Consider the following 20,722-nt stretch of genomic DNA (forward strand, 5'->3'; position numbering starts at 1 on the left):
ATCCACGTTAGAGCCACGCCCATGTCGTCTTTCACCTCGACCATCGTTGCCATCGCCAGTGCTGCCGGAATCGGTGGCGTGGGCATCGTGCGCTTGTCCGGGCCGCAGTCGGTGCAGATCGCAGCGCAATTAGGTGTCGCGCGTCTGCAGCCGCGGCACGCGCACTACGCGCGCTTCCGCGATGCGCAAGGCGCGGTGATCGATGACGGCATCGCACTGTGGTTCAACGCGCCGCACAGCTTTACCGGCGACGATGTTGTCGAGCTGCAAGGCCATGGCAGTCCGGTGCTGTTGCGGCAGCTGGTTGCCCGTTGCGTCGAATTGGGCGCGCGCCAGGCACGTGCCGGCGAATTCAGCGAACGTGCGTTTCTCAATGGCAAGCTCGATCTTGCGCAGGCCGAAGCCATCGCCGACTTGATCGCGGCCGGCGATCTGCGTGCGGCACGCGCCGCGCGGCGTGCGTTGGATGGCGTATTTTCGCGACGTGTCGATGCGGTGGCGGACAACCTGACCCGCTTGCGTATCCATGTCGAGGCGGCCATCGACTTTGCCGACGAGCCGCTCGATACCTTGGGCGGCAACCAGTTACGCGACGGCTTGACCCAGGCGCGCACTTTGCTCGCCCAGTTGCTGCGCGATGCCGAACGCGGACGCAAGTTGCGCGACGGCTTGCATGCGGTGTTGATCGGCCCGCCCAATGCCGGCAAGAGTTCGTTGCTCAATGTGCTGGCTGGTAGCGACCGCGCAATCGTCACCGATGTCGCCGGCACCACCCGCGACACCTTGCACGAAGCCATCCAGCTCGACGGCTTCGAGTTGACCCTGGTCGATACCGCAGGCCTGCGCGACGGCGGCGATGCGATCGAACGCGAAGGTATGCGTCGCGCCCGCGCCGAACTGGAGCGCGCCGATCTGGCATTGGTGGTGCTGGATGCACGCGACCCGCAGGCGGCTCGCGAGGCGATCGGCGATGCCATCGATGCCGTGCCACGGCATCTGTGGATCCACAACAAATGCGATCTGCTCAGCGATGCCGCGCCCCTCGGTGCCAATGCGATCGCAGTCTCTGCGGTGACCGGGCAAGGACTTGATGAGTTGCACAACAGACTGCGCGACCTTGCGCTCGGCGATGGCGTGGACAGCGTCGATGGCGAATTTTCTGCCCGCACCCGCCACGTCGAGACACTGCGTCGCGCCGAACAACACGTGGACGCCGCCGATCTGGAACTGGGTTTCGAACAACTCGAACTGGCCGCCGAAGAGCTGCGCCTGGCACACGACGCACTCGGCGAGATCACCGGAAAGATCAGCGCCGATGATTTGCTCGGCAAGATCTTTTCGAGTTTTTGTATCGGCAAGTGATGCGGTGGTGCTCAGCGCGTTGATACGCGCTGAGGTTCTCAGAGTCAGCCCGTGACACAGGTGCGCACTCGCTTAGCACGCCACCTGCATCGGGAGTGCTGTCGTCGGCATCTGTCGGATATCGCGCAAGTGACGCAGGCGCACCAGCCGCCGGCGTCTGCTGCGCTACATCACGCCGGGCAACACCGTCTTCAGCGCTTCGCTCTCCGCATCACACGCAGCCACCGCAGATGCCGTTGGCTGCTTTGCCTGCGCCTTCTCAATTTCGCGGCGTGCGGCAGCCAGGTCTTTTTCAAATGCGGGATTGCCGTGCAAGGCGGCGACCGTGGCGGCGGCCACCACGCGGCCCTGGGTGACATCGCTCTGCCAGTGCACGTTGCAGACCAGGCGGCTATCGCCGAAGGCGCGGCCGCGGGCGAGCAGGGCGTCGCGGTGGGCGGGGGCGATTTCCGACAGGATCAGGCCCCAGGTCCAGCCGATGGCGGTGTGGCCGGAGGGGTAAGAGCCGTTCTTGCGCAAGGCTGCGTCATCGTCCGGGCTGCACGTCGGTTGCGCGTTGCGCATGAACGGACGTGGGCGCTGATAGCGCGCCTTGGCGGCGCTGGTGGCGGTGCTGGCATCGCGCAGGCTGCGTTCGAGCAGGCGCATCAGATGCGGGGTGCTGGTCTGGTCGATCTGTATACCGAGCGCGCAGCTGAAATGCGTGGCCGCGGCCGGAAAGCGCAGCACTGCGTCCTGCGCGGCCAGCTCCCAGCGCGGCGTGCCGCGCAGGGCCAGCATGGCCTTGGAAACTGCCTCGTCGTTGGCGAGCGCGGTGCTGCCATCCTGCGGTGGCGGTGGCACCAGCTGCAGGCTGTCGGGCAGTTCGCTCTTTTCCAGGTATCCATGCGCGTCGGTTGCGATCACCGAGCCGGCTGGTGCCGCGCTTTGTCGCGCACCGGCAACGCCGCTGCCGACCAGCAAGGCGGCGATGGCCACGCCCGTCAGTGTTGCGCGAGAAAGACCTGCACTGTGTTGCGACATGGACACACCCTCAACCAACACGAATGGAAGAGCTCGCAGATTACGACGCATAGATGACACATGCATGCCAGCGCAACGCAATGACGGCGAGGGATGCGAAAGGGTGTCGCCGCACTGTCACGTTTCGGTCGCATCGACGCAAGACAACTGTCGCACGCTTGCCGCCATCTTTTGACTCGTCCCCAACGCCGCTCATGCCCAAGACCCATCAGTTAAGTGCCGCCGTTCTCGCCGCGCTCGTGCTCGCGCCTGCCGCCTACGCTGCCGACCTCGACGGGTCAGCCGATACCGGTGCGACCGTGCAGCAACTCGATGCGGTGTCGGTGATTGGCCAGGGCGAAACGCGCCAGGTGCAGCGCATCACCCAGCAGGACATTCCGGTGCTGCCGCCAGGCACCAGCATCCAGAAGCTGCTCAACCGCATGCCGGGCGTGAACGTGCAATCCAATGATGCGTTCGGTGCCAACGAAGAGTCGCAGACGATCAGCCTGCGCGGCTTCAACGGAACGCGTCTGGGCTACACGCTCGACGGTCTGCCGCTGGGCGACAACGCCTACGGCAACTACAACGGCCTCAACATCAGCCGCGCATTGATCGCAGAAAACTTCGGCGGCGTGGAGCTGGCGTCGGGCATCGGTGCGTTGGGCACTGCATCAACCAGCAACCTGGGCGGCACCATCCAGTACTACTCGGCCGACCCGTCCAGCGTGTTCGGTGGGCAGGTGTCGCAGACGGTGGGGTCCGATGCCAATCGCCGTACCTTCCTGCGTGTGGATACCGGCGATTACAATGGGTTTTCGGCGTATCTGTCGGGCATCAACGCCCAAGCCGACATGTGGGCACGCCCGGAATCGCCGACCACCACGCGGCAGTTCAACGCCAAGGGTGTGTACCAGTTCGACGGTGGCAAGCTGACCGCATTTGCCGATACCTCGCGCACCTCACAGGCGGACTATGCGTACCTGTCCAAGAGCGGCATGGCGCGTGGCTTGGGCTGGGATTGGAATCTGTACGCACCGGACTGGAACCGCGCACTGGCCGCAGCGTATTGCGCGCCAGCCACGCGCAACGCAGCGCGTTGCGGTTTCAGCGGCGGTGTCGACAACATCGACGATGCGTATTACCAGAGCCGCGCGTTGCGCGACGACGACCTGTTCTATGTGGCCGGCGACTTCCAGCCTACCGATGCGATTAGCCTGCACACGCAGGTCTACCACCATGAAAACAAGGGCCAGGGCCACTGGTGGTCGCCGGGACAGGCGTCCAATCCGGGCACGCCGCAGGCATTGCCAATCTCCATCCGCAGCACCAATTACTGGATCAACCGCACCGGCGGCATCGCCTCGCTCGGTTGGGACCTGGGCCCGCACCATCTGGAAGCCGGCCTGTGGTACGAGCGCAATCACCATGATGTGGAGCGCAACTTCTACTGGATCGATGGCCCGGTCAGCGACGACAAGTTCCTGCAGAATCCCAACCGTCGCTTGTTCTCGCAGAACTACGTCATCACCACCCGCCAGTTCTATGTGCAAGGCAACTTCAAGTTCCTCGATGAGCGCCTGAGCCTGGATCTGGGCATCAAGAGCCCGAGCACCGAAATGACCGCACGCGAAACGCCAGGCGTGGCGGTGGAAGCGCCGGTGGCAACCGGCTCGCTCAAGGCCAGCGAATCGGTGTTGCCGCAGATCGGCTTGGGCTATCGCCTCGCCGAAGGCCAGGAAGTGTTCGCCTCGTACGCGGAAAACATCGCTGCGTTCCAGGGGGGCGGCGCCGGTGGCCCGTTGCTGGTGACCCAGGCATCGTTCGATGCCAGCGTCGGCGCATTGGAGCCGGAAAAATCGCGCACGCTGGAAGCAGGCTATCGCTTCGTACGCGACCGTTTCGAAGCGTCGCTCGTCGGTTACGACGTCACCTTCGACAACCGCCTGCTCTCGCTCAACCCGTGCGCCAGCATCCAGCAGGGCACCACGCCCGCATGCACCACGCGCTTCTTCAATGTCGGCTCGGTGAGCAGCCGCGGCGGCGAACTGACGGTGATCTGGAAGCCGACCAGCTACCTGCAGTGGTACAACTCGGCGTCGATCAATCGCTCCACCTATGACGACAACTATGTGCAGAACGGCGTGACCATCCCCACCGCCGGCAAGACCACGGTGGACACGCCCAAGCGCATGTTCGCCAGCGAAATCGCCTTCAACTACGCAAACTGGAACATCAACCTGCGTGGCAAGTACACCGGCCAGCGGTATTACACCTACACCAACGATCAAGGCTTTGGGGGCTACACTTCGTTCGATGCCGGCGCCGGGTACGCGTTTGGCCAGGTCGGCGTGCTGCAGGCGCTCAAACTCTCGCTCAACGTCACCAACCTCACCGACAAGCGCTACGCCTCCAACCTCACCGCGTTCGCCAACACCGACCCGAACGGGCGTCAGCTGGCGTTCCATGCCAGCGCGCCACGGCAGGTCTTTTTGACGTTGGATGCGAAGTTCTGAGGACGGGAATCGGGATTCGGGATTGGGGAATCGTAAGAGCCGATCTTGCGGTTGCTTACCGATTTGCGGTTTCGATCGACGTAGACAGTTTTAGGCTGGCCAACAAGACGTCGCGAGTGATTTTACGGCGGGTGCGGACGATGCAGCGTCAGCGGGATGTACAGTCGTACCTCCCGTGCCGCTTATCGACCAGACTCGCCTGGCGGTCATGTGTCGATTCGGTAACTGTTTTTCGTTGGAGAGATGCATGATGCAGTTCGGTCGTATCTGGTTGGTGGGAGCGATGATAGTTGGCATGAGCGGCCCTGCAGTTGCCGAAGCACCGCTGGCCAAGACGGTGCAGATCTTTGCGCACCGTGGTGCCAGTGCGCTGCGCCCGGAACACACGTTGGCCTCGTACGCCAAAGCCATTGTCGATGGCGCCGATTTTGTCGAGCCGGATCTGGTGTCGACCAAGGATGGCGTGCTCATCGCACGGCATGAGAACGAGATCGGTGGCACTACCGATGTGGCCAGCCACCCGGAGTTCGCTGCGCGCAAGACGCGCAAGACCATCGACGGACAGGCGATGGAAGGCTGGTTTACCGAAGATTTCAGCCTGGCCGAGTTGAAGACGCTACGTGCGCGCGAGCGGTTGCCGCAGCTGCGCGGCACGCGTTGGGACGGGCAATTCCAGATCGTTACGTTCGACGAGATCATCGATTTCGTTGCCGCAGAATCGGCAGCGACCGGGCGTCCCATCGGGCTGATTCCGGAGATCAAGCATCCGAGTTACTTCAAGACGCTTGGCCTGCCGATGGAAGACAAGGTATTGGCCACCTTGCATGCGCATGCCTACACACAAACTGCGCCGGTCATCATCCAATCGTTCGAGACCAACAATCTGCGCTATTTGCGCAGCAAGATCGGGCGCACCAGCAACATCCGTCTGCTGCAGTTGCTCGGTGCTGCGCAGATGGCGCTGCCCGATGCCGGCATGGAAGGTGCGCCGAAGTCCTATGGGCAGATGATCACCCCCGACGGTCTGCAGCAGGTCGCCACGTATGCCGATGCGATCGGTCCCGACATTCGCAGCATCATCCCGCTGGATGCGCAGCAACGCTTGGGCACGCCCACCAGCCTGGTGCACGACGCACATGCGGCCGGGCTGCAGGTGCAGCCGTATACGTTCCGTCCGGAAAATTATTTTCTGGCCGCCAACAACCGCAGCGGCAGCGCAGTGACCGAGCGCAACGACGCCGGCGCGCTGGTCGAGTTGAAGGCGTATCTGGCCGCCGGCATCGATGCGTTCTTTGCCGATGACCCGGGCCTGGCGCGGCGCGCGTTGAACGAACGTGCAAAGCGTTAAACGTGTAGGCGGTTTGTAGGGACGCGCGAGGAGGCGTTCCCGATGACACCCCACCGCGCGCGCGCTTACGTTCCCGGTGGCCGTTCGCGCGGCGGGAAGTGCAGCACTACATTTTCCGAGCCATCTTCCTGGCGTTGCCAGAGCACCGGGACCTGACGCGGCGGCGCCGGTTCCAGCATCGCGTGTTCGGGGTTGCTCACTTCCCAGGCAGCGTCTTCGTCCTCGTCTTCCCAGCTGTAGCGCGGCCTGGCCTGTTGCGGATCGCGCAGGCGCAGCAGCAGGGCCGCGATCAACCCGGCCACCGCACCGCCCAGATGCGATTGCCAGGACACCCCAGCTTCGTGCGGCAGGATGGTCATCAACATGCCGCCGTAGAACAGGAAGGCGATCATGCTGGTGGCGATTGCAGGGCGGTCGCGACGTAGTAAGCCGAGCACGAACACCAGAAACATCAAGCCGTGGGTGACGCCGCTGGCGCCCAGATGCCGGCTGCCGGGCTCGCCCAACAACCACGCCCCCAATCCCGAGCCCAGCCACAGCAACGGCAATGCCATGGCGGTGGCGCGCGGATACACGCTGCCGGCCAGCGTGCCCAGGATCAGCAGCGCCGCCGCATTGGCGCCCAGGTGCGCGAGCGAACCGTGCAACAGCGGCGCGGTCAGGATGCCGATCAAGCCGTCGGCCTGCAGCGGCGCCACTGCCCAGGCGCGCCAGTCGAACATGCCCTGGGCGGTGAATACCGCCACCAGCAGCACCACGGCGGCCAGGCTGAGGTTGAAGGCACGCAGCACCCGGGAACGGTCCAGGCGGCTCTGGTTGGTGGAATCGGGGGCAAGGGAATGCGTTGTCATGCATTCACGGATGGCGGCGTGGTTTTGCCATTGCAAGCCCTGTTTGCGCGGGATAACCGGATCCGGCGGCGGGACAATCCTGTCGCCTGCCGGGTTGATACGAAGCGCGGCAGGCAGGCCGCGGCGGCAAATAACTCACCGCAGATGATCGGGTGACAACCAGGGCGCGGGGCCGATGTTCCGGTACCGCCCGTGGTGCGCTGCAGCCGAGCCGCGCGGTGGTCGGCAGAGCCAACCGATCACGGCCGAAGACCACGACCGGCCCCAGTGGCTAGAGCCGAAGCGAAACCGCGGCATCCCTTGCACCACCACCACCACCTGCAGCCAAGCACAACCCGAATCCCGAATCCCGGCCGGTCAGTGCCCGGCCGGCTTGGGTGGGCGCAGCAGGCTCAGCACGATGGTGGCAACCAGGATCGTGACCACCACCGCCAGCGAGACCAGCACCGGGATCTTGTAGAGATCGATGATCATCATCTTGGTGCCGATGAACACCAGGATCACCGCCAGGCCATAGGGCAGCAGGTGGAAGCGATCGGCCATACCGGCCAGCAGGAAGAACATCGCGCGCAGGCCCAGGACCGCGAAGACGTTGGAGGTCAGCACGATGAACGGGTCGGTGGTGATGGCGAAGATCGCCGGGATGCTGTCCACCGCGAAGATCACATCGATCACCGCGATCAGGATCAACACCACAAACAGCGGGGTGAACCAGCGTTTGCCGTCCTTGATCACGCTCAGCGCATGGCCGTGGTATTGCGGGCTCAGGCGCAGATGGCCGCGCATCCAGCGCAACACCGGGTTGGTTTCCAGATCCGGCTCCTTGCCGGCGGAGAACCACATCTTGATACCGGTCAGCAGCAGGAACGCGCCGAACACGTACAGCAGCCAATGGAACTTGGCCAGCAACATCGAGCCGGCGAAAATCATGATCGCGCGCAGCACGATGGCGCCCAGCACACCGATGATCAGCACGCGCTGGCGCTGTTCCTCCGGCACGCCGAAGTAGGTCATCACCATCAGGAACACGAAGATGTTGTCGACTGCCAGCGATTTCTCGACCAGGTAGCCGGTCAGAAACTGCAGCCCGATCTGGTCGGCCTGCGCATCGCCCAGCGTGCCCTGCAGGTACCACCACAGCCCGGCATTGAAGGCCAATGCCAGCAGCACCCAGCCGATGCTCCACCAGGTAGCTTCCTTGAAGGTGACCTTGTGGGCGCCGCCGTGGCGCATCAGCACCAGATCCACCAGCAGCGCGGCGATCACCACCACCGCGAAGCCAGCCCATAACCAGACATTGCCAATGGTTTGCATAAGAATCCCGAAAAGTGAAAACGACCTGGACAGCCGGCGGGCTGAGGTCTTGTGACACGGAAGTCGTGGATTCCGGGTAACGGACCTTCGCCTGCGCGGCGAAGGTCTCGCTCGCAACCGGCTGGGCCGGTTGCCGTTGCACCGGAGCGCCTGACGGACAGGACTCGTAATGACGGCGACAACGCTGGGAGCTACTCCCCTTCTGGCGCCGATTCTGCGGGCAGGGGCCGGGCACGTCAATCCAGCCGGATACAATAGGTGAATGAATACTCCTGTCCCCGTCGTCCGACTCAAGAATGCGTGGCGCTCCAGCCACCCGTGGATCTTCCAGAAGCTGGTGGAAAAGCCCGCCGCCAAGCCCAAGCCCGGCACCATCGTCGATGTGGTCGGCGTGGACGGGGAGTGGATCGGCCGCGGCTTCTACAACGGGCATTCGCGCATTGCCGTGCGCATCCTGGAAACCGACCAGTCGGTGCCGGTGGATGCGGGCTGGTTCTCGCGCAAGATCGCCGCGGCGGTGAGCCTGCGCCGCGACTGGCTCAAGCTCGATGGCGTGTCCGATGCCTGGCGGGTGGTGCACAGCGAAGGCGACGGCCTGTCCGGCCTGGTGGTGGACCGCTACGGCGACCTGGTGGTGGTGGAGTTCTTCGCTGCCGGCATGTTCCGTCACCGCGAATGGATCTATGAGGCGCTGCGCGAGCAGTTCCCGGGCTGCCGCTTCCACAGCTTTGCCGACGAACACGTGCAGAAGCAGGAAAGTTTCGATTTCCACAGCAACACCACCACCGAAGCGGCGGTGATCACCGAGCACGGCATCAAGTTCCGTGCCGACCCGGCCGGTGCGCACAAGACCGGTTTCTTCGCCGATCAGCGCGACAACCGCCAGTGGCTGAGCGAGCAGGTGGAAGGCAAGACCGTGCTGGACCTGTGCTGCAACACCGGCGGCTTTGCCGTGTATGCGGCCACGCGCGGCGCGGCCGAGGTTCTGGGCGTGGACATCGACGAAGACGTGATTGCCATCGCCAAGGGCAATGCCAAGCTCAACAACGTGCGGCCCAAGTTCGTGCAGGCCGACATCTTTCCGTGGCTGCGCGATGCGGCCAATCGCGGCGACCAGTTCGATGTGGTGATCCTGGATCCGGCCAAGATGACCCGCGACCGTGAGCAGGTGATTCCGGCACTGAAGAAGTATCTGGACATGAATAAGTTGGCCCTGGGCGTGGTCAAGCCCGGCGGCCTGTTTGCGACGTTCTCCTGCACCGGTCTGGTCGCCGAGCAGGAGTTCCTGGACATGTTGCGGCGTGCGTCGTATTTCTCCGGGCGCACCATCCAGATCCTGAAAGTGGCCGGTGCCGGCCCGGACCACCCGTTCATGGCGCACGTGCAGGAATCGCGCTATCTGAAGGCGGTGTTCTGCCGCGTGATGTAGCAGCGCGTCGCTGCGGAGGACGCGGTCTGCCACGGTGCAGGCAGCGTCTTCCTCGGCGCGATGCCATCGCCGGCAAGCAGTGGATCAACGCAGTCATGCAACCAGGAGCCGGCAGCCGATGACGTCCAGCGACGAAGACGAACGCAAGGCCTTGCGCCGGCTGCTGCGGCAGATCGAACGGCCCAATGCAAGCCTGCTGGCCAGCAATTGGCCGGTGTTCGGCGTATGGCTGCTGTTTTCCGGCGCCTTCATGTATTTGTTCCAGACTGGCGACGGCTCGCCGCTGCACCCATTGCTGCTGGCGCTGGGGTCGACCTGTCTGGGCGTGTTCGGTGCGTGGATCGTGTTTCGCTCGGTATGGGCGCGGCAGTGGCCGCATGTACGCGAGCACATCGATGTGGAAAGCGTGCGTGCGCGTCTGGCAGAACTGGACGACTGAGGGATGCGGCATGCGTGGCGGTCCACGCGCGCTTGGCTCCAAGGCGTATCAACCCGATGCGCAATGACAAGCGGCTGGTCGCGCCGTTGTTGCCGGCATGGCGGTGCGTAGCTCGACACCGTTGCGCGTGGTCGCACCCTGGGTATCGCCGTAGAACCGGCCTCGTAACGCGTACATCGCTCACGCAATCGCGCTGGTTGGAGTGACAGCGCTGCAGCGTCCCACCTGTGGCCGCAGCGCGCGTGCAGCGAGCCGGTATGATCGGCTCACCCCCCACTGCCTGTGAGATCGCATGCACCTGCGCGCGCTTTCGCTGTCTGTCTCGTTGTTGCTGGCCGCTGCGCTGCCCGCACACGCGCTGGAGTTTTCCAAGGCCGAACTGGCGCGCGCCACCGCGTTGCAAAAGCGCCTGGTCACGCTGGATTCGCATCTGGACACGCCGGCCAATCTGGAGCGTGCCGACTTCGATGTGTTGCAGGCGCATGCCGGCAACCGGCTGTCGCAGGTGGATTACCCGCGCATGGTCGAAGGCGCGCTCGATGGCGGCTTCTGGGCGGTCTATACCGGCCAGGGCAATCGCAGTGCGGCCGCGCATCTGGACGACCGCGATGCCGGCCTGCAGCGGTTGTTGAAGATCCACACGCTGCTGGCCGCGCAACCGCAGCGCTTTGCACTGGCCACTACGCCGGCCGATGCGGCGCGCATCAAGGCCGCTGGCAAGCGCGTGGTGTACATCAGCATGGAAAACGCCAGCCCGTTGGTGGCCGACCCGACGCTGCTGCGCTTCTACTACGCGCAAGGCCTGCGCCTGATGAGCACCGTGCATTTTCTCAACAACGAATTCGCCGACTCGGCCACCGACCCCAAGGGGCCGGAATGGAAGGGCCTGACTCCGGCCGGCAAGCAACTGGTGCAGCAGGCGCAGGCACTGGGCATCGTGATCGACCAATCGCATGCCTCCGATGCGGTGTTCGACCAGTTGATTGCGCTCTCGCCGGTGCCGATCGTGCTCTCGCACAGCGGCGCGCGTGCGGTGTTCGACCATCCGCGCAATATCGACGATGCGCGGCTGAAGGTGCTGGCCGCGCACGGCGGCGTGACCCAGGTGAATTCCTACGGCGGCTATCTGGTCGACAGCGGCGCCAGTCCCGAGCGCAAGGCCGCCGAGAAGGCGCTGACCGACCAGTACGGCGGTTGGGAGCACATCAAGATCGCCGACGGCACCGCCCTGAGCGCCGCGCTCAAGGAGCTGGATGCGCGCTACCCGATCAAGCGTGCCACCGAGGAGGATTTCTTCGCCCATCTGGAGCATGTGCTCAAGGTGGTCGGGCCCGCGCACGTGGGCATCGGCATGGACTGGGACGGTGGCGGTGGCGTAGTCGGGCTGGAAGACGTCTCCAAGCTCCCGCGCATCACCGCCTGGCTGCTGCGCAAGGGCTACACCGAATCGCAAATCGCCGGGATCTGGGGCGGCAATTTGCTGCGGGTGATGGGGCAGGCGCAGGCGTATGCGGCGGGGAATGGGGAATCGGGAGTGGGGAATCGGTAGAGCGCGGGGGCTGGTGCAGGGATTGGGAATCGGGAATCGGGAATCGGGAATCGCAAAGCCGGGGCGGTCTGTCGTGCGGGGCTGGTCCTGCATAGGGCCTGGCGGTGGGGCGCCGGCTTGGTCGTGGGTGCAAGGCTGCGGTAGAGGCTGCGGTAGAGGCGCGTTGCTGCTGCGGCGTCGCCGGAGTGGCTGATCGGGAGTGGAGCGTGGTGCGTCAGCGCTGGCTGTCGGCCCGGGAGTTACTTGGCCGGGTGACCGCGCTGTATCGGGGCGGCCAGCTCTGCACCCGCATGGTTGCTGCGGCGTTCCGAGCCCGGCATACGCCGGGAGCGGCCGGTGTTGATTTGGGCATTTGCACAAAAATCGGCGACTGCCGGCCCACGGACAGGCGGCAGCCTGACGATGCTTCCGGGAAAAACCTCCAACTAGAATGCGCCGACCCCTGCGTGGTGGCGGTGCCGCCGCACTGCGCGCCGGTGGGCCCACCGACTGCTGGAGCGTGCGATGACCCAAGCCTCCCGGCCCCTGCCGCCCCCCGATGGCATGGCCCCGACCTACCGCAAGATCCTGTGGCGGCTGATCCCGTTCCTGTTCGTCTGCTACCTGTTCAACTACCTGGACCGGGTCAACGTGGGCTTCGCCAAGCTGCAGATGCTCGGCGATCTGGGCATGAGCGAGACCGTGTACGGGCTGGGTGCGGGCATCTTCTTCATCGGCTACCTGGCCTGCGGGGTGCCGAGCAATCTGATCCTGCAGCGCATCGGTGCGCGCCGTTGGGTGGCGATCATGATGGTCAGCTGGGGCCTGCTCTCCACCTGCCTGCTGTTCGTGCGCACACCGGCCGGCTTCTACACCCTGCGCCTGCTCACCGGCGCGGCCGAGGCCGGCTTCTTCCCCGGCATCGTGCTGTACCTGACGCGCTGGTTCCCGCGCGCCCAGCACGGCCGGGTCATGACCGTCTTCATGTCGGCCATCCCGATCTCCGGCGTGCTGGGCGGGCCGTTGTCGGGCTGGATCCTCGGCCATTTTTCGGCCGGGCAGGGTGGCCTGGCCGGCTGGCAATGGATGTTCCTGCTGCAGGGCCTGCCGACCGTGCTGCTGGGCATCGGGGTGTGGTTCCTCCTCAGCGATGGCGTGCAGCAGGCAACCTGGCTGGACCCGCAGGAGAAGCACGCACTGACCCGCGCGCTGGCCGCAGACGAAGCCGGCAAGCCGGCCGGCGCCTCCACCTCGCTGGGCGCGGTGCTGCGCAATCCGGCGGTGTGGATGCTGGGCACGGTGTACTTCTGCATCCAGAGCGGGGTGTATGCGATCAACTTCTGGCTGCCTTCGATCATCCAGGGCAGCGGCGTCACCGACCCGACCCGGATCGGCCTGATGAGCGCCATCCCGTACCTGGCCGCGGCGGTGTTCATGGTGCTGATGGGCCGCTCGGCCGACCGCCGCCGCGAGCGCCGCTGGCACCTGGTACTCCCGTTGCTGATGGGGGCGGCCGGCCTGTGCATCGCCGCCAGCGTCACCGACAACCTGGGTCTGGCCCTGTTCGGCATGACCCTGGCCACGATGGGTGCGGTCAGCGGGCTGCCGCTGTTCTGGCCGCTGACCAACGGCTTTCTCGCCGCCGCCGCCGCGGCCGGCGGGCTGGCGCTGATCAACTCCACCGGCCAGGTCGCCGGCTTCGTCAGCCCGTACCTGGTGGGCTGGATCAAGGACGCCACCCACAGCACCGAGCTGGCGCTGTACGTGCTGGCCGGGGCCATGCTGCTGGGCGCCGCGCTGGTGCTGCGGGTGCCGGCACGCGCGGTGAACCAGTGATGCGTCCGTCCCAGCGAGTGTGCCCATGAAGATCGTCATCGCCCCCGATTCCTACAAGGAAAGCCTGTCCGCGCTGGAGGTGGCCACCCAGATCGAGGCCGGCTTCCGCGAGGTGTTCCCCGACTGGCAGTACCGCAAGGTGCCGGTGGCCGATGGCGGCGAAGGCACGGTCGACGCGCTGGTGGCGGCCACCGGCGGGCGGGTGATCGACTGCACGGTCAGCGGCCCGCTCGGCACCCCGGTGCAGGCGTTCTTCGGCCTGACCGGCGACGGCCGCACCGCGGTGATCGAAATGGCCGCCGCCAGCGGCCTGGCACTGGTGCCGCCGGCCGAGCGCGCGCCGCTGCGCACCAGCACCGCAGGCGTGGGCGAATTGATCCTGGCCGCATTGGATGCCGGCGCGCGGCGTTTCATCATCGGCATCGGCGGCAGCGCCACCAACGACGGCGGCGCCGGCATGGCGCAGGCCCTGGGCGTGCGGCTGTTGGATGCGCAAGGCGAGGCGATCGGTCCGGGCGGCGGCGCGCTGGCCGCGCTGGCGCGCATCGATACCGAGGGCATGGATGTGCGGCTGCAGGATTGCCAGTTCGAGGTGGCCTGCGACGTGGACAACCCGCTGATCGGCCCGACCGGCGCCTCGGCGATCTTCGGCCCGCAGAAGGGTGCCACCCCCAGCATGGTGCGCCAGCTCGACAGCAACCTGCAGCGCTACGCCGACCTGCTGCAGCGCGACCTGGGCATGCGGCTGCACGAGTTGCCCGGCGGCGGTGCGGCCGGCGGCCTGGGCGCGGCGCTGGTGGCCTTCCTGGGCGCGCAGTTGCGGCCCGGCGTGGAGATCGTGACGCAGGCGCTCGGGCTGGATGCGCTGGTCGCCCAGGCCGATCTGGTCATCACCGGCGAAGGCCGCCTGGACAGTCAGAGCCTGCACGGCAAGACCCCGGTGGGCGTGGCGCGGGTGGCGCAGCGCCACGGCAAGCCGGTGATCGCCATCGCCGGTTGCCTGGGCAACGGCGCTGCGCTGCTGCATGGCCATGGCATCGATGCGATGTTTGCGGTGGTGCACCGCGCCTGCACGGTGGAGCAGGCGCTGGCCGACGCCGCCCGCAACGTGCGCATCGCCGCACGCAATGTGGCCGCGGCCCTGCAGGTGGGCCGGGTATTGGTACAGCGGCCGTCGGGTGTGGATGCGCGCTGATGGCAGCGCGCGTCCCCTTTGCACGCCGAATCGAACCACGCTAACGGGTGGCAGCACAGTTCGCACAGACGCTGGGCACAGTCCGCAGCGAGTCCCATCACACACGTGGCGAACATGTGCGCACCGAACATGCCACCGTGTCCTCCTTCGTTCGCGTCGACAGATTCCCGCCCATGCTCACGCTCGACCGCACCCTGGCGCAGTCCATCGTCGACCGCGCGATGACCATCCTCGACGGCAACGTCAATGTGATGGACCACACCGGCGTCATCATCGCCAGCGGCGAGCCGGCGCGTATCGGCCAGCTGCACGAGGGCGCGCTGCTGGTGCTGTCCAGGCAGGGCCGGGTGGAGATCGATACGGCGCTGGCGCAGCAACTGGACGCGGTGCGCCCGGGCGTCAACCTGCCGCTGATCGCCGATGGCCGCATCGTCGGCTGCGTCGGGCTGACCGGCGAGCCGCAGCGGATCGGGCAACAGGCCGAGCTGGTGCGCATGGCCGCCGAAGCGATGCTGGAACAGGCCGGCCTGCTGCGCCTGCTGGCCCGCGATGCGCGCCTGCGCGAGGAAGTCACGCTCGGTCTGATCCGCGCCGACGGCCCGACCCCGGCACTGGCGGGCTGGGCCGAACGGCTCGGCATCGCGCTCGACCTGCCGCGCGTGGCGGCGGTGATCGAGGTGGAAAGCGACACCCTCGACCTGGACGCCATGCTGGTGGAGCTGCAGCGCCTGCACACGCTGCTGTCCACGCCCGAACGCGGCAACCTGATCGCCGCCACCGCGCTCAACGAACTGGTGGTGCTCAAGCCCGCACTGGACCGCCGCGGTCACTGGGACGTGGACGAACAACGCCGTCGCGCCCACACCTTGCTCGAGCGCATGCGCGCCAGCAGCCCGCTGCGGATCCGCCTGGCGCTGGGGCAGTACTTTCCGCAGCCCAACGGGCTGGCCCTATCGCACCAGATCGCGCGCACCACCATGCGCATCGGCAAGGCGCGCGCGCCGCAGGCCGATGCGTTCTTCTACGACGACCATCGCCTGCCGGTGCTGGTGGACGACCTGCGCCAGGCCTGGCAGGCCGAGGAATTGCGCAAGCCGCTGCAGGCGCTGCTGGCCCAGGACCGTCGCGGCGACCTGGTGCAGACCTTGTCGGTGTGGTTCGGCGCCGGCATGCGCATGGCATCCACCGCCAAGGCACTGGCCATCCACCGCAATACCCTGGATTACCGCATGCAGCGCATCGCAGAACTGTGCGACGTGGACCTGCGCAACACCGACGACTGCGTGCGCCTGTATCTGGCCCTGCAGATGCGCGATGACGGCGCCGCCACCCAGGCCGATGTCCACGCCTGACAGCCAGCCGTCAACCCGGCATCGGCACGCCCGGCGCCGCTGTGTGCAATGGCGCACGGAACCTCGCGCGGGGCGTCGCTAACAGGTATGCCCGGTCCGCTAGACTGCGCGGATTACCGGGCACGAGTGAGCTTGCCTTTGAATCAGCGCGATACCGTTGCGTCATCCACCACCAGCGAAGCGCAGCGTCTGGCGCGGCTGGCGCTGTTGCAGGTGATCGACACCGACTCCGAACCGTTCTTCGATGCGCTGGCGGCGGCCGCGCAGGCCATCGCTGGCACGCCGATCGCGCTGGTGTCGCTGGTGGACGAGCATCGGCAATGGTGGAAGGCCAATATCGGCTTGCCGGGCGTGTCCGAAACCCCGCGCGAGCTGGCGTTCTGCGCCTACGCCATCCAGGACGATACGGTGATGGAGGTGCCCGACGCCCCGGCCGATCCGCGCTTTTGCGACAACGCCCTGGTCACCGATACACCTGGCATCCGTTACTACGCCGGCGCCCCCATCGTGCTGTCCGACGGCCTGCGCATGGGCACGGTCTGCGTGATCGACCAGCGCCCGCGTCAGCTGGAGCCGGCCCAGCTGGCGGCCCTGCAACAGCTGGCCAAGGTCGCCGCCGAAGGGCTGGAGCAGCGCCGGGTGATGCTCGAACGTGCCGACATCAACGCCCAACTGCAGCAACGTCTGCGCGAGAGCGAAGCGTTTCTGGAGCGTACCGGGCGGGTAGCCGGCGTCGGTGGCTGGGAAGTGGATGTGAGCACCAACGCGCTGACCTGGTCGGACGAAACCTGCCGGATGCACGACCTGCCGCCGGGCTACCAGCCCACGCTTGCCGAAGCCATCACCTTCTACCCGCCGGAAGCGCGGGCGGTGATCACCGAGGCGGTGGAAACCTGTGTCCGCGAGGGCACGCCCTGGGATCTGGAGCTGCCGTTGATCAGCAGCACCGGCCGCCGCCTGTGGGTGCACACTACCGGCGCGGTGGAGCATGTCGACGGCCGCATGCGCCTGGTCGGCGCCGTCCAGGACGTCACCGACCGCCATCGCGCGGTGGACGCGCTGGCGGCCAGCGAGCGCAAGTTCCGCAAGATGTTCCAGTACAGCCTGGGGCTGATCTGCACCCACGACATGGATGGCCGGCTGATCAGCGTGAACCCGGCGGCAGCGCGTTCGCTGGGCCGCAGCGTGGAAGAGATGGAAGGCCGCTCGCTGTTCGAACTGATCCGCGCGGAGCGGCACGGTGGCCTGCGTGACTACCTGTCGCGCATGGTGCTCGACGGCCAGGATTCGGGCGTGATCGAACTGGTGGCCGGCGATGGCAGCCTGCGCCACTGGAAATACCACAACGTGCTCGACGTGGAAGCCGACGCCACCCTGGTCCTGGCCCACGCCCAGGACATCACCAACCAGTATCAGCAGGAAAAACAGCTGCTGGAATGGTCGTTCACCGACCCGCTGACCAACTGTTTCAACCGCCGCTTCCTGGACGATCTGGACAGGCGCGATGCCAGCGTGCGCTGGGGCTGCATCGTGGTGGATCTGGACAAGTTCAAACTGGTCAACGACACCTACGGCCACCAGCGCGGCGATGAAGTGCTGGTGCGGATGGCCTGGTTTCTCAACGATCCGCTGCGCCGCCAGGACCACCTGGTGCGGCTGGGCGGCGACGAATTCCTGGTACTGCTGCACCAGGCCAGCGAGCAGCAGCTGCAAGAGCTGGTGCGCACCTATCTGGCCGCTGGCGACGATGCGCCGATCCAGTTCACGCTGGGCACGGCCTTGCGTCAGGAAGGCGAAGCGCTGACCGCGGTGGTCGACCGCGCCGACCATGCGCTCTACGCCCGCCGCCGCGCGCGCCGTGGCACCGGTGTCAGCGAGCTGAGGTAGTCGCTAGCGTTGCGGGACACTGGCGTTGGCCGGCCTCGTGGCGGAGTTGGCCGGGCACTCCCCGGCCCCCGTGCGAATTCGCTGCGAAACACGTGCCGATGGATGCGTGATCGCTTATCATGTAACCGTTTACAACTATATGGATTGGAATGGATACCTTCGATCGCACCCAGCTCAGCCCCAAGTGGCAGTTCCGCTTCGCCTTCTTTGATCGTCATGGCGGTCCGAAGGATCCCGCCTACAAGGAGGCGCTCAAGACGCTGCCCTTCGGCGAGAAGCTCAAGGTGGGCATGAACTTCTACGCGCTGTTCTTCGGCTTCATCTACTTTTTCATCCTTGGCTTGTGGCGCAAGGCGTTGGGCCTGATCGGCATCGGTTTGGTGGTCGGCATCGTGGCCTCGTTCCTGCCCGGGTCGATCGGTAATGCGCTGAGCATTCCGCTGGCGCTGCTGGCTGGCATGAGCGCCAACTACGCTTACTACCTGGACAAGGTGAAGGGCAGCACCAGCTTCAACCCGTTCGAAGGCATGCGCTGGTAAACCCCGACGGTTGCCGCATGGCAGCCCTGGATGCCCGGCCATTGGCCGGGCATCTGTCGTTGTAGCGTTGCGTGCCTGCCGCTGGGCAACCAGGCGCGTACGTCGTCTGTGCAGCGAAAGCGGCGGCTTGGTCGGGTCAACCGAAACGCTCACCCACAAGCACATCCGCCGGAGGACCTGCGTGTGCTCGAAGACGCGCGCGCAATATCATCACCGCCGCACGCCGCACGGGGCTCAACGCCGCAGCGTCCGATTGCGCCTTACAGCTCAGTGTAATTCGCGCAGTCCGGCAGCGCCTGGTCCGGGCGGTACTCACCGTCACCGAAACGGAACGCGCGTGTGTAGGTACACGCCGGATCCTGCTCGGTGCGCAGGTCTTTCTTCTTCAGCGGCTTGGCTAGCGAATCCTCATCGCGTGAGACACCGGCCGGGAAGCGTGTGGCGACCGCCTGGTAGCGCAGGACCGGCATGCCCTGCGCGGTGGAATCCAGCGAGAACTTTGCGGAAAAATCGTAGGTATCATGGCAGGCGCCGCTGCGCTGCTGCATGTCCCGTTCGGTGAAGCAGGTGCGGATCATGGCGTTGCCTTCCCACGGCACGCGCAGCAGGTCGCTATCGGTCTGGATGTCGTCCTGCAGATGGCGCACCCGCGCCAGCTGCAGCCGCGATGCCGCGGCGCCGCCACCGGAGTAGCTGGTGCTGAGCTTGCTGATGCCGCCGACCAGCACGTTCTGGCGCGCACGCTGTTGCGGATCGGTCACCGCTTGATCGGCGCCCACGCCGGGCGCCATGCGCACGATCCACGGCCACACCGACAGCTCGCCGCCCTCCGGGACGTCGATGCTGACGTGGTAGACGCGGGGCGTCTGCTCGCCCGCGACCGTCTCGGAGATTTCCAGCATGTTCAGCGGGTCACCCGGTTCGGATCGCGGCTCGCTCCGCACGCACCAGGCGGCATCGCGGGTGCAGAAGTAAAGGCGGGACTGTCCCTGCTCATCGGCCCGCCGCACCTGGCCCAATGGCTCCATCACATTACCGGTGTTGTCGCGCTGCTGCGGCAGGATCGAGCCGTCGGCATGCGCCAGCGCCAGCGGCGGAAGGGCAAGCAGCGCGCTCAGCGCCGCGAAGAGAGTGGTCTTGTGCATGATGGCTCCAGCGCATTCGCGCGTCCGTGCGATGCGTCGATGATAACCGTCGTGGCATCCACGCCCGAGTCGCGTCGAGCTTGCTCGACTGCTTTTCGCTGTTCGACATCGAAGGTTGCTGCACGACAATGCTGACTGCTTGGCCCATGACCGGGCATCTGCGTCGTCACGCAGCGCGACGACGACTGTCGGTGCCCCTGCTGCCACGACAGCGGGAGTTAGTTGTGGCGTCGCGTACGCCGCATATCGCCTGCGCGCGCTGACTCGGCCACTGCGTCGATGCAGGTCGCTCGCATCGACCACCGCTCTCCGGCTCAACATCTGTCCGCCACCAGGCCACCGCTGCACTCCTGTCCGGCGCAGCCGACGGTCACGATCGATAGCAACAGTCCTGTTGATGCCTTTGCAGGCTCATCCGCCAGCGCTATTGGCGGATGAGCCCATCGGCGCGGTGTAAGTCATTAGTTGGCTGTACGGCAACTGGAACGCCACCGTCTACGGCGACCGCGTCGGTGCGGTGTCCGGCGTGCGCTCGCACTGGGGCCTGGACCGGCTGGACACCCCCGGCGGCTGCGTGCCCGACGACCGCGCCGGCTGCACCAACACCGATCCCACTAGCCCCACCTTCGGCCAGAGCACGCGCAAGTACGACGGCCGCATCGGCCCGGCGATCACCTGGAACGTCAATCTTGGCTACCGCATCACCCCTGCAATGAAGCTCAACCTCTACGTTAACAATGTCTTCAACAGCACCGGCTACAACCACAAGCCTCCGTACAAGCTCGATGACGAGTTCTATCACAGCCGCTTGTTTAGCCAGGTCGGGCGCGAGATCGCGGCAGAATACGTGTTCGATTTTTGAGGCGGGCAACTCGCCGCACGCGCGTCGGATGCTGACGGGTGGTGCGTCCGGCATCGTGCAGGCACGCAAGGTGCCTGCCGCTTCCCGACACCACCACAACGCATGACGATGCCCGAG

15 protein-coding genes and 1 pseudogene are annotated in these 20,722 nt (G+C 65.9%); 12 read left to right on the top strand and 4 right to left on the bottom strand.

The features are described from left to right. The first annotated feature begins 21 nt into the window (after positions 1-21). On the top strand, positions 22-1,362 hold the full coding sequence (gene mnmE / locus M0D43_RS11440; protein ID WP_252164721.1) for a tRNA uridine-5-carboxymethylaminomethyl(34) synthesis GTPase MnmE: 1,341 nt from the start codon (positions 22-24) through the stop codon (positions 1,360-1,362). 165 nt (positions 1,363-1,527) lie between these two features. Here the strand turns inward: mnmE and M0D43_RS11445 are convergent, their stop codons facing one another. Further along, positions 1,528-2,385: an acid phosphatase gene (locus tag M0D43_RS11445; protein WP_260807201.1), complete on the bottom strand. Its 858-nt coding sequence runs from the start codon at positions 2,383-2,385 to the stop codon at positions 1,528-1,530. A 194-nt stretch (positions 2,386-2,579) separates the two neighbouring features. On the opposite strand from M0D43_RS11445, the gene M0D43_RS11450 reads away from it, so the two are divergent. Both M0D43_RS11450 and M0D43_RS11455 read left to right on the top strand, forming a co-directional pair. Next, positions 2,580-4,880: a TonB-dependent receptor gene (locus tag M0D43_RS11450; RefSeq protein ID WP_260807202.1), complete on the top strand. Its 2,301-nt coding sequence runs from the start codon at positions 2,580-2,582 to the stop codon at positions 4,878-4,880. 247 nt (positions 4,881-5,127) lie between these two features. Next, positions 5,128-6,228 (top strand): glycerophosphodiester phosphodiesterase, encoded by a 1,101-nt coding sequence (locus tag M0D43_RS11455; RefSeq protein WP_252164723.1) that lies wholly within the window; start codon positions 5,128-5,130, stop codon positions 6,226-6,228. A 65-nt stretch (positions 6,229-6,293) separates the two neighbouring features. Here M0D43_RS11455 and M0D43_RS11460 read toward each other — a convergent pair whose 3' ends face one another. Beyond that, positions 6,294-7,079: a rhomboid family intramembrane serine protease gene (locus M0D43_RS11460; RefSeq protein WP_260807203.1), complete on the bottom strand. Its 786-nt coding sequence runs from the start codon at positions 7,077-7,079 to the stop codon at positions 6,294-6,296. Positions 7,080-7,436: 357 nt separating this feature from the next. Continuing rightward, complete coding sequence (locus tag M0D43_RS11465) at positions 7,437-8,393, bottom strand: TerC family protein (RefSeq protein WP_252164725.1); 957 nt, start codon at positions 8,391-8,393, stop codon at positions 7,437-7,439. Positions 8,394-8,655: 262 nt separating this feature from the next. Here M0D43_RS11465 and M0D43_RS11470 point away from each other — a divergent pair, with 262 nt between their 5' ends. From M0D43_RS11470 to M0D43_RS11505, 8 genes are all read left to right on the top strand, one after another. Then, positions 8,656-9,822, top strand: coding sequence for a class I SAM-dependent rRNA methyltransferase (locus M0D43_RS11470; RefSeq protein ID WP_252164726.1), 1,167 nt, complete (start codon positions 8,656-8,658; stop codon positions 9,820-9,822). A gap of 118 nt (positions 9,823-9,940) precedes the next feature. Further along, positions 9,941-10,261 (top strand): hypothetical protein, encoded by a 321-nt coding sequence (locus M0D43_RS11475; RefSeq protein WP_252164727.1) that lies wholly within the window; start codon positions 9,941-9,943, stop codon positions 10,259-10,261. A gap of 292 nt (positions 10,262-10,553) precedes the next feature. Next, the gene (locus M0D43_RS11480; RefSeq protein WP_252164728.1) at positions 10,554-11,810 is read left to right on the top strand and encodes a dipeptidase; all 1,257 of its coding nucleotides are present in this window, start codon (positions 10,554-10,556) and stop codon (positions 11,808-11,810) included. A 504-nt stretch (positions 11,811-12,314) separates the two neighbouring features. Continuing rightward, a complete protein-coding gene (locus tag M0D43_RS11485; RefSeq protein WP_252164729.1) occupies positions 12,315-13,625 on the top strand; it encodes an MFS transporter in 1,311 nt (436 codons plus the stop codon). A gap of 25 nt (positions 13,626-13,650) precedes the next feature. Then, entirely contained in the window at positions 13,651-14,820 is a 1,170-nt protein-coding gene (locus tag M0D43_RS11490; protein WP_252164730.1) for a glycerate kinase, read from the top strand. 173 nt (positions 14,821-14,993) lie between these two features. After that, complete coding sequence (locus tag M0D43_RS11495) at positions 14,994-16,172, top strand: sugar diacid recognition domain-containing protein (protein WP_260807204.1); 1,179 nt, start codon at positions 14,994-14,996, stop codon at positions 16,170-16,172. A 138-nt stretch (positions 16,173-16,310) separates the two neighbouring features. Next, the gene (locus tag M0D43_RS11500; RefSeq protein ID WP_252165032.1) at positions 16,311-18,059 is read left to right on the top strand and encodes a sensor domain-containing diguanylate cyclase; all 1,749 of its coding nucleotides are present in this window, start codon (positions 16,311-16,313) and stop codon (positions 18,057-18,059) included. Between the two features lie 149 nt (positions 18,060-18,208). After that, positions 18,209-18,598, top strand: coding sequence for a DUF2628 domain-containing protein (locus M0D43_RS11505; RefSeq protein WP_101365023.1), 390 nt, complete (start codon positions 18,209-18,211; stop codon positions 18,596-18,598). A gap of 260 nt (positions 18,599-18,858) precedes the next feature. Here the strand turns inward: M0D43_RS11505 and M0D43_RS11510 are convergent, their stop codons facing one another. Next, complete coding sequence (locus tag M0D43_RS11510; protein WP_252164731.1) at positions 18,859-19,743, bottom strand: hypothetical protein; 885 nt, start codon at positions 19,741-19,743, stop codon at positions 18,859-18,861. Between the two features lie 460 nt (positions 19,744-20,203). Between M0D43_RS11510 and M0D43_RS11515 the strand changes: the two are divergent. Then, positions 20,204-20,605, top strand: a pseudogene (locus M0D43_RS11515) (hypothetical protein); the annotation flags it as partial. Positions 20,606-20,722: the final 117 nt, after the last annotated feature.

The sequence above is a fragment of the Xanthomonas prunicola genome, assembly GCF_025266575.1.
In the GTDB taxonomy this organism is placed as follows: domain Bacteria; phylum Pseudomonadota; class Gammaproteobacteria; order Xanthomonadales; family Xanthomonadaceae; genus Xanthomonas; species Xanthomonas prunicola.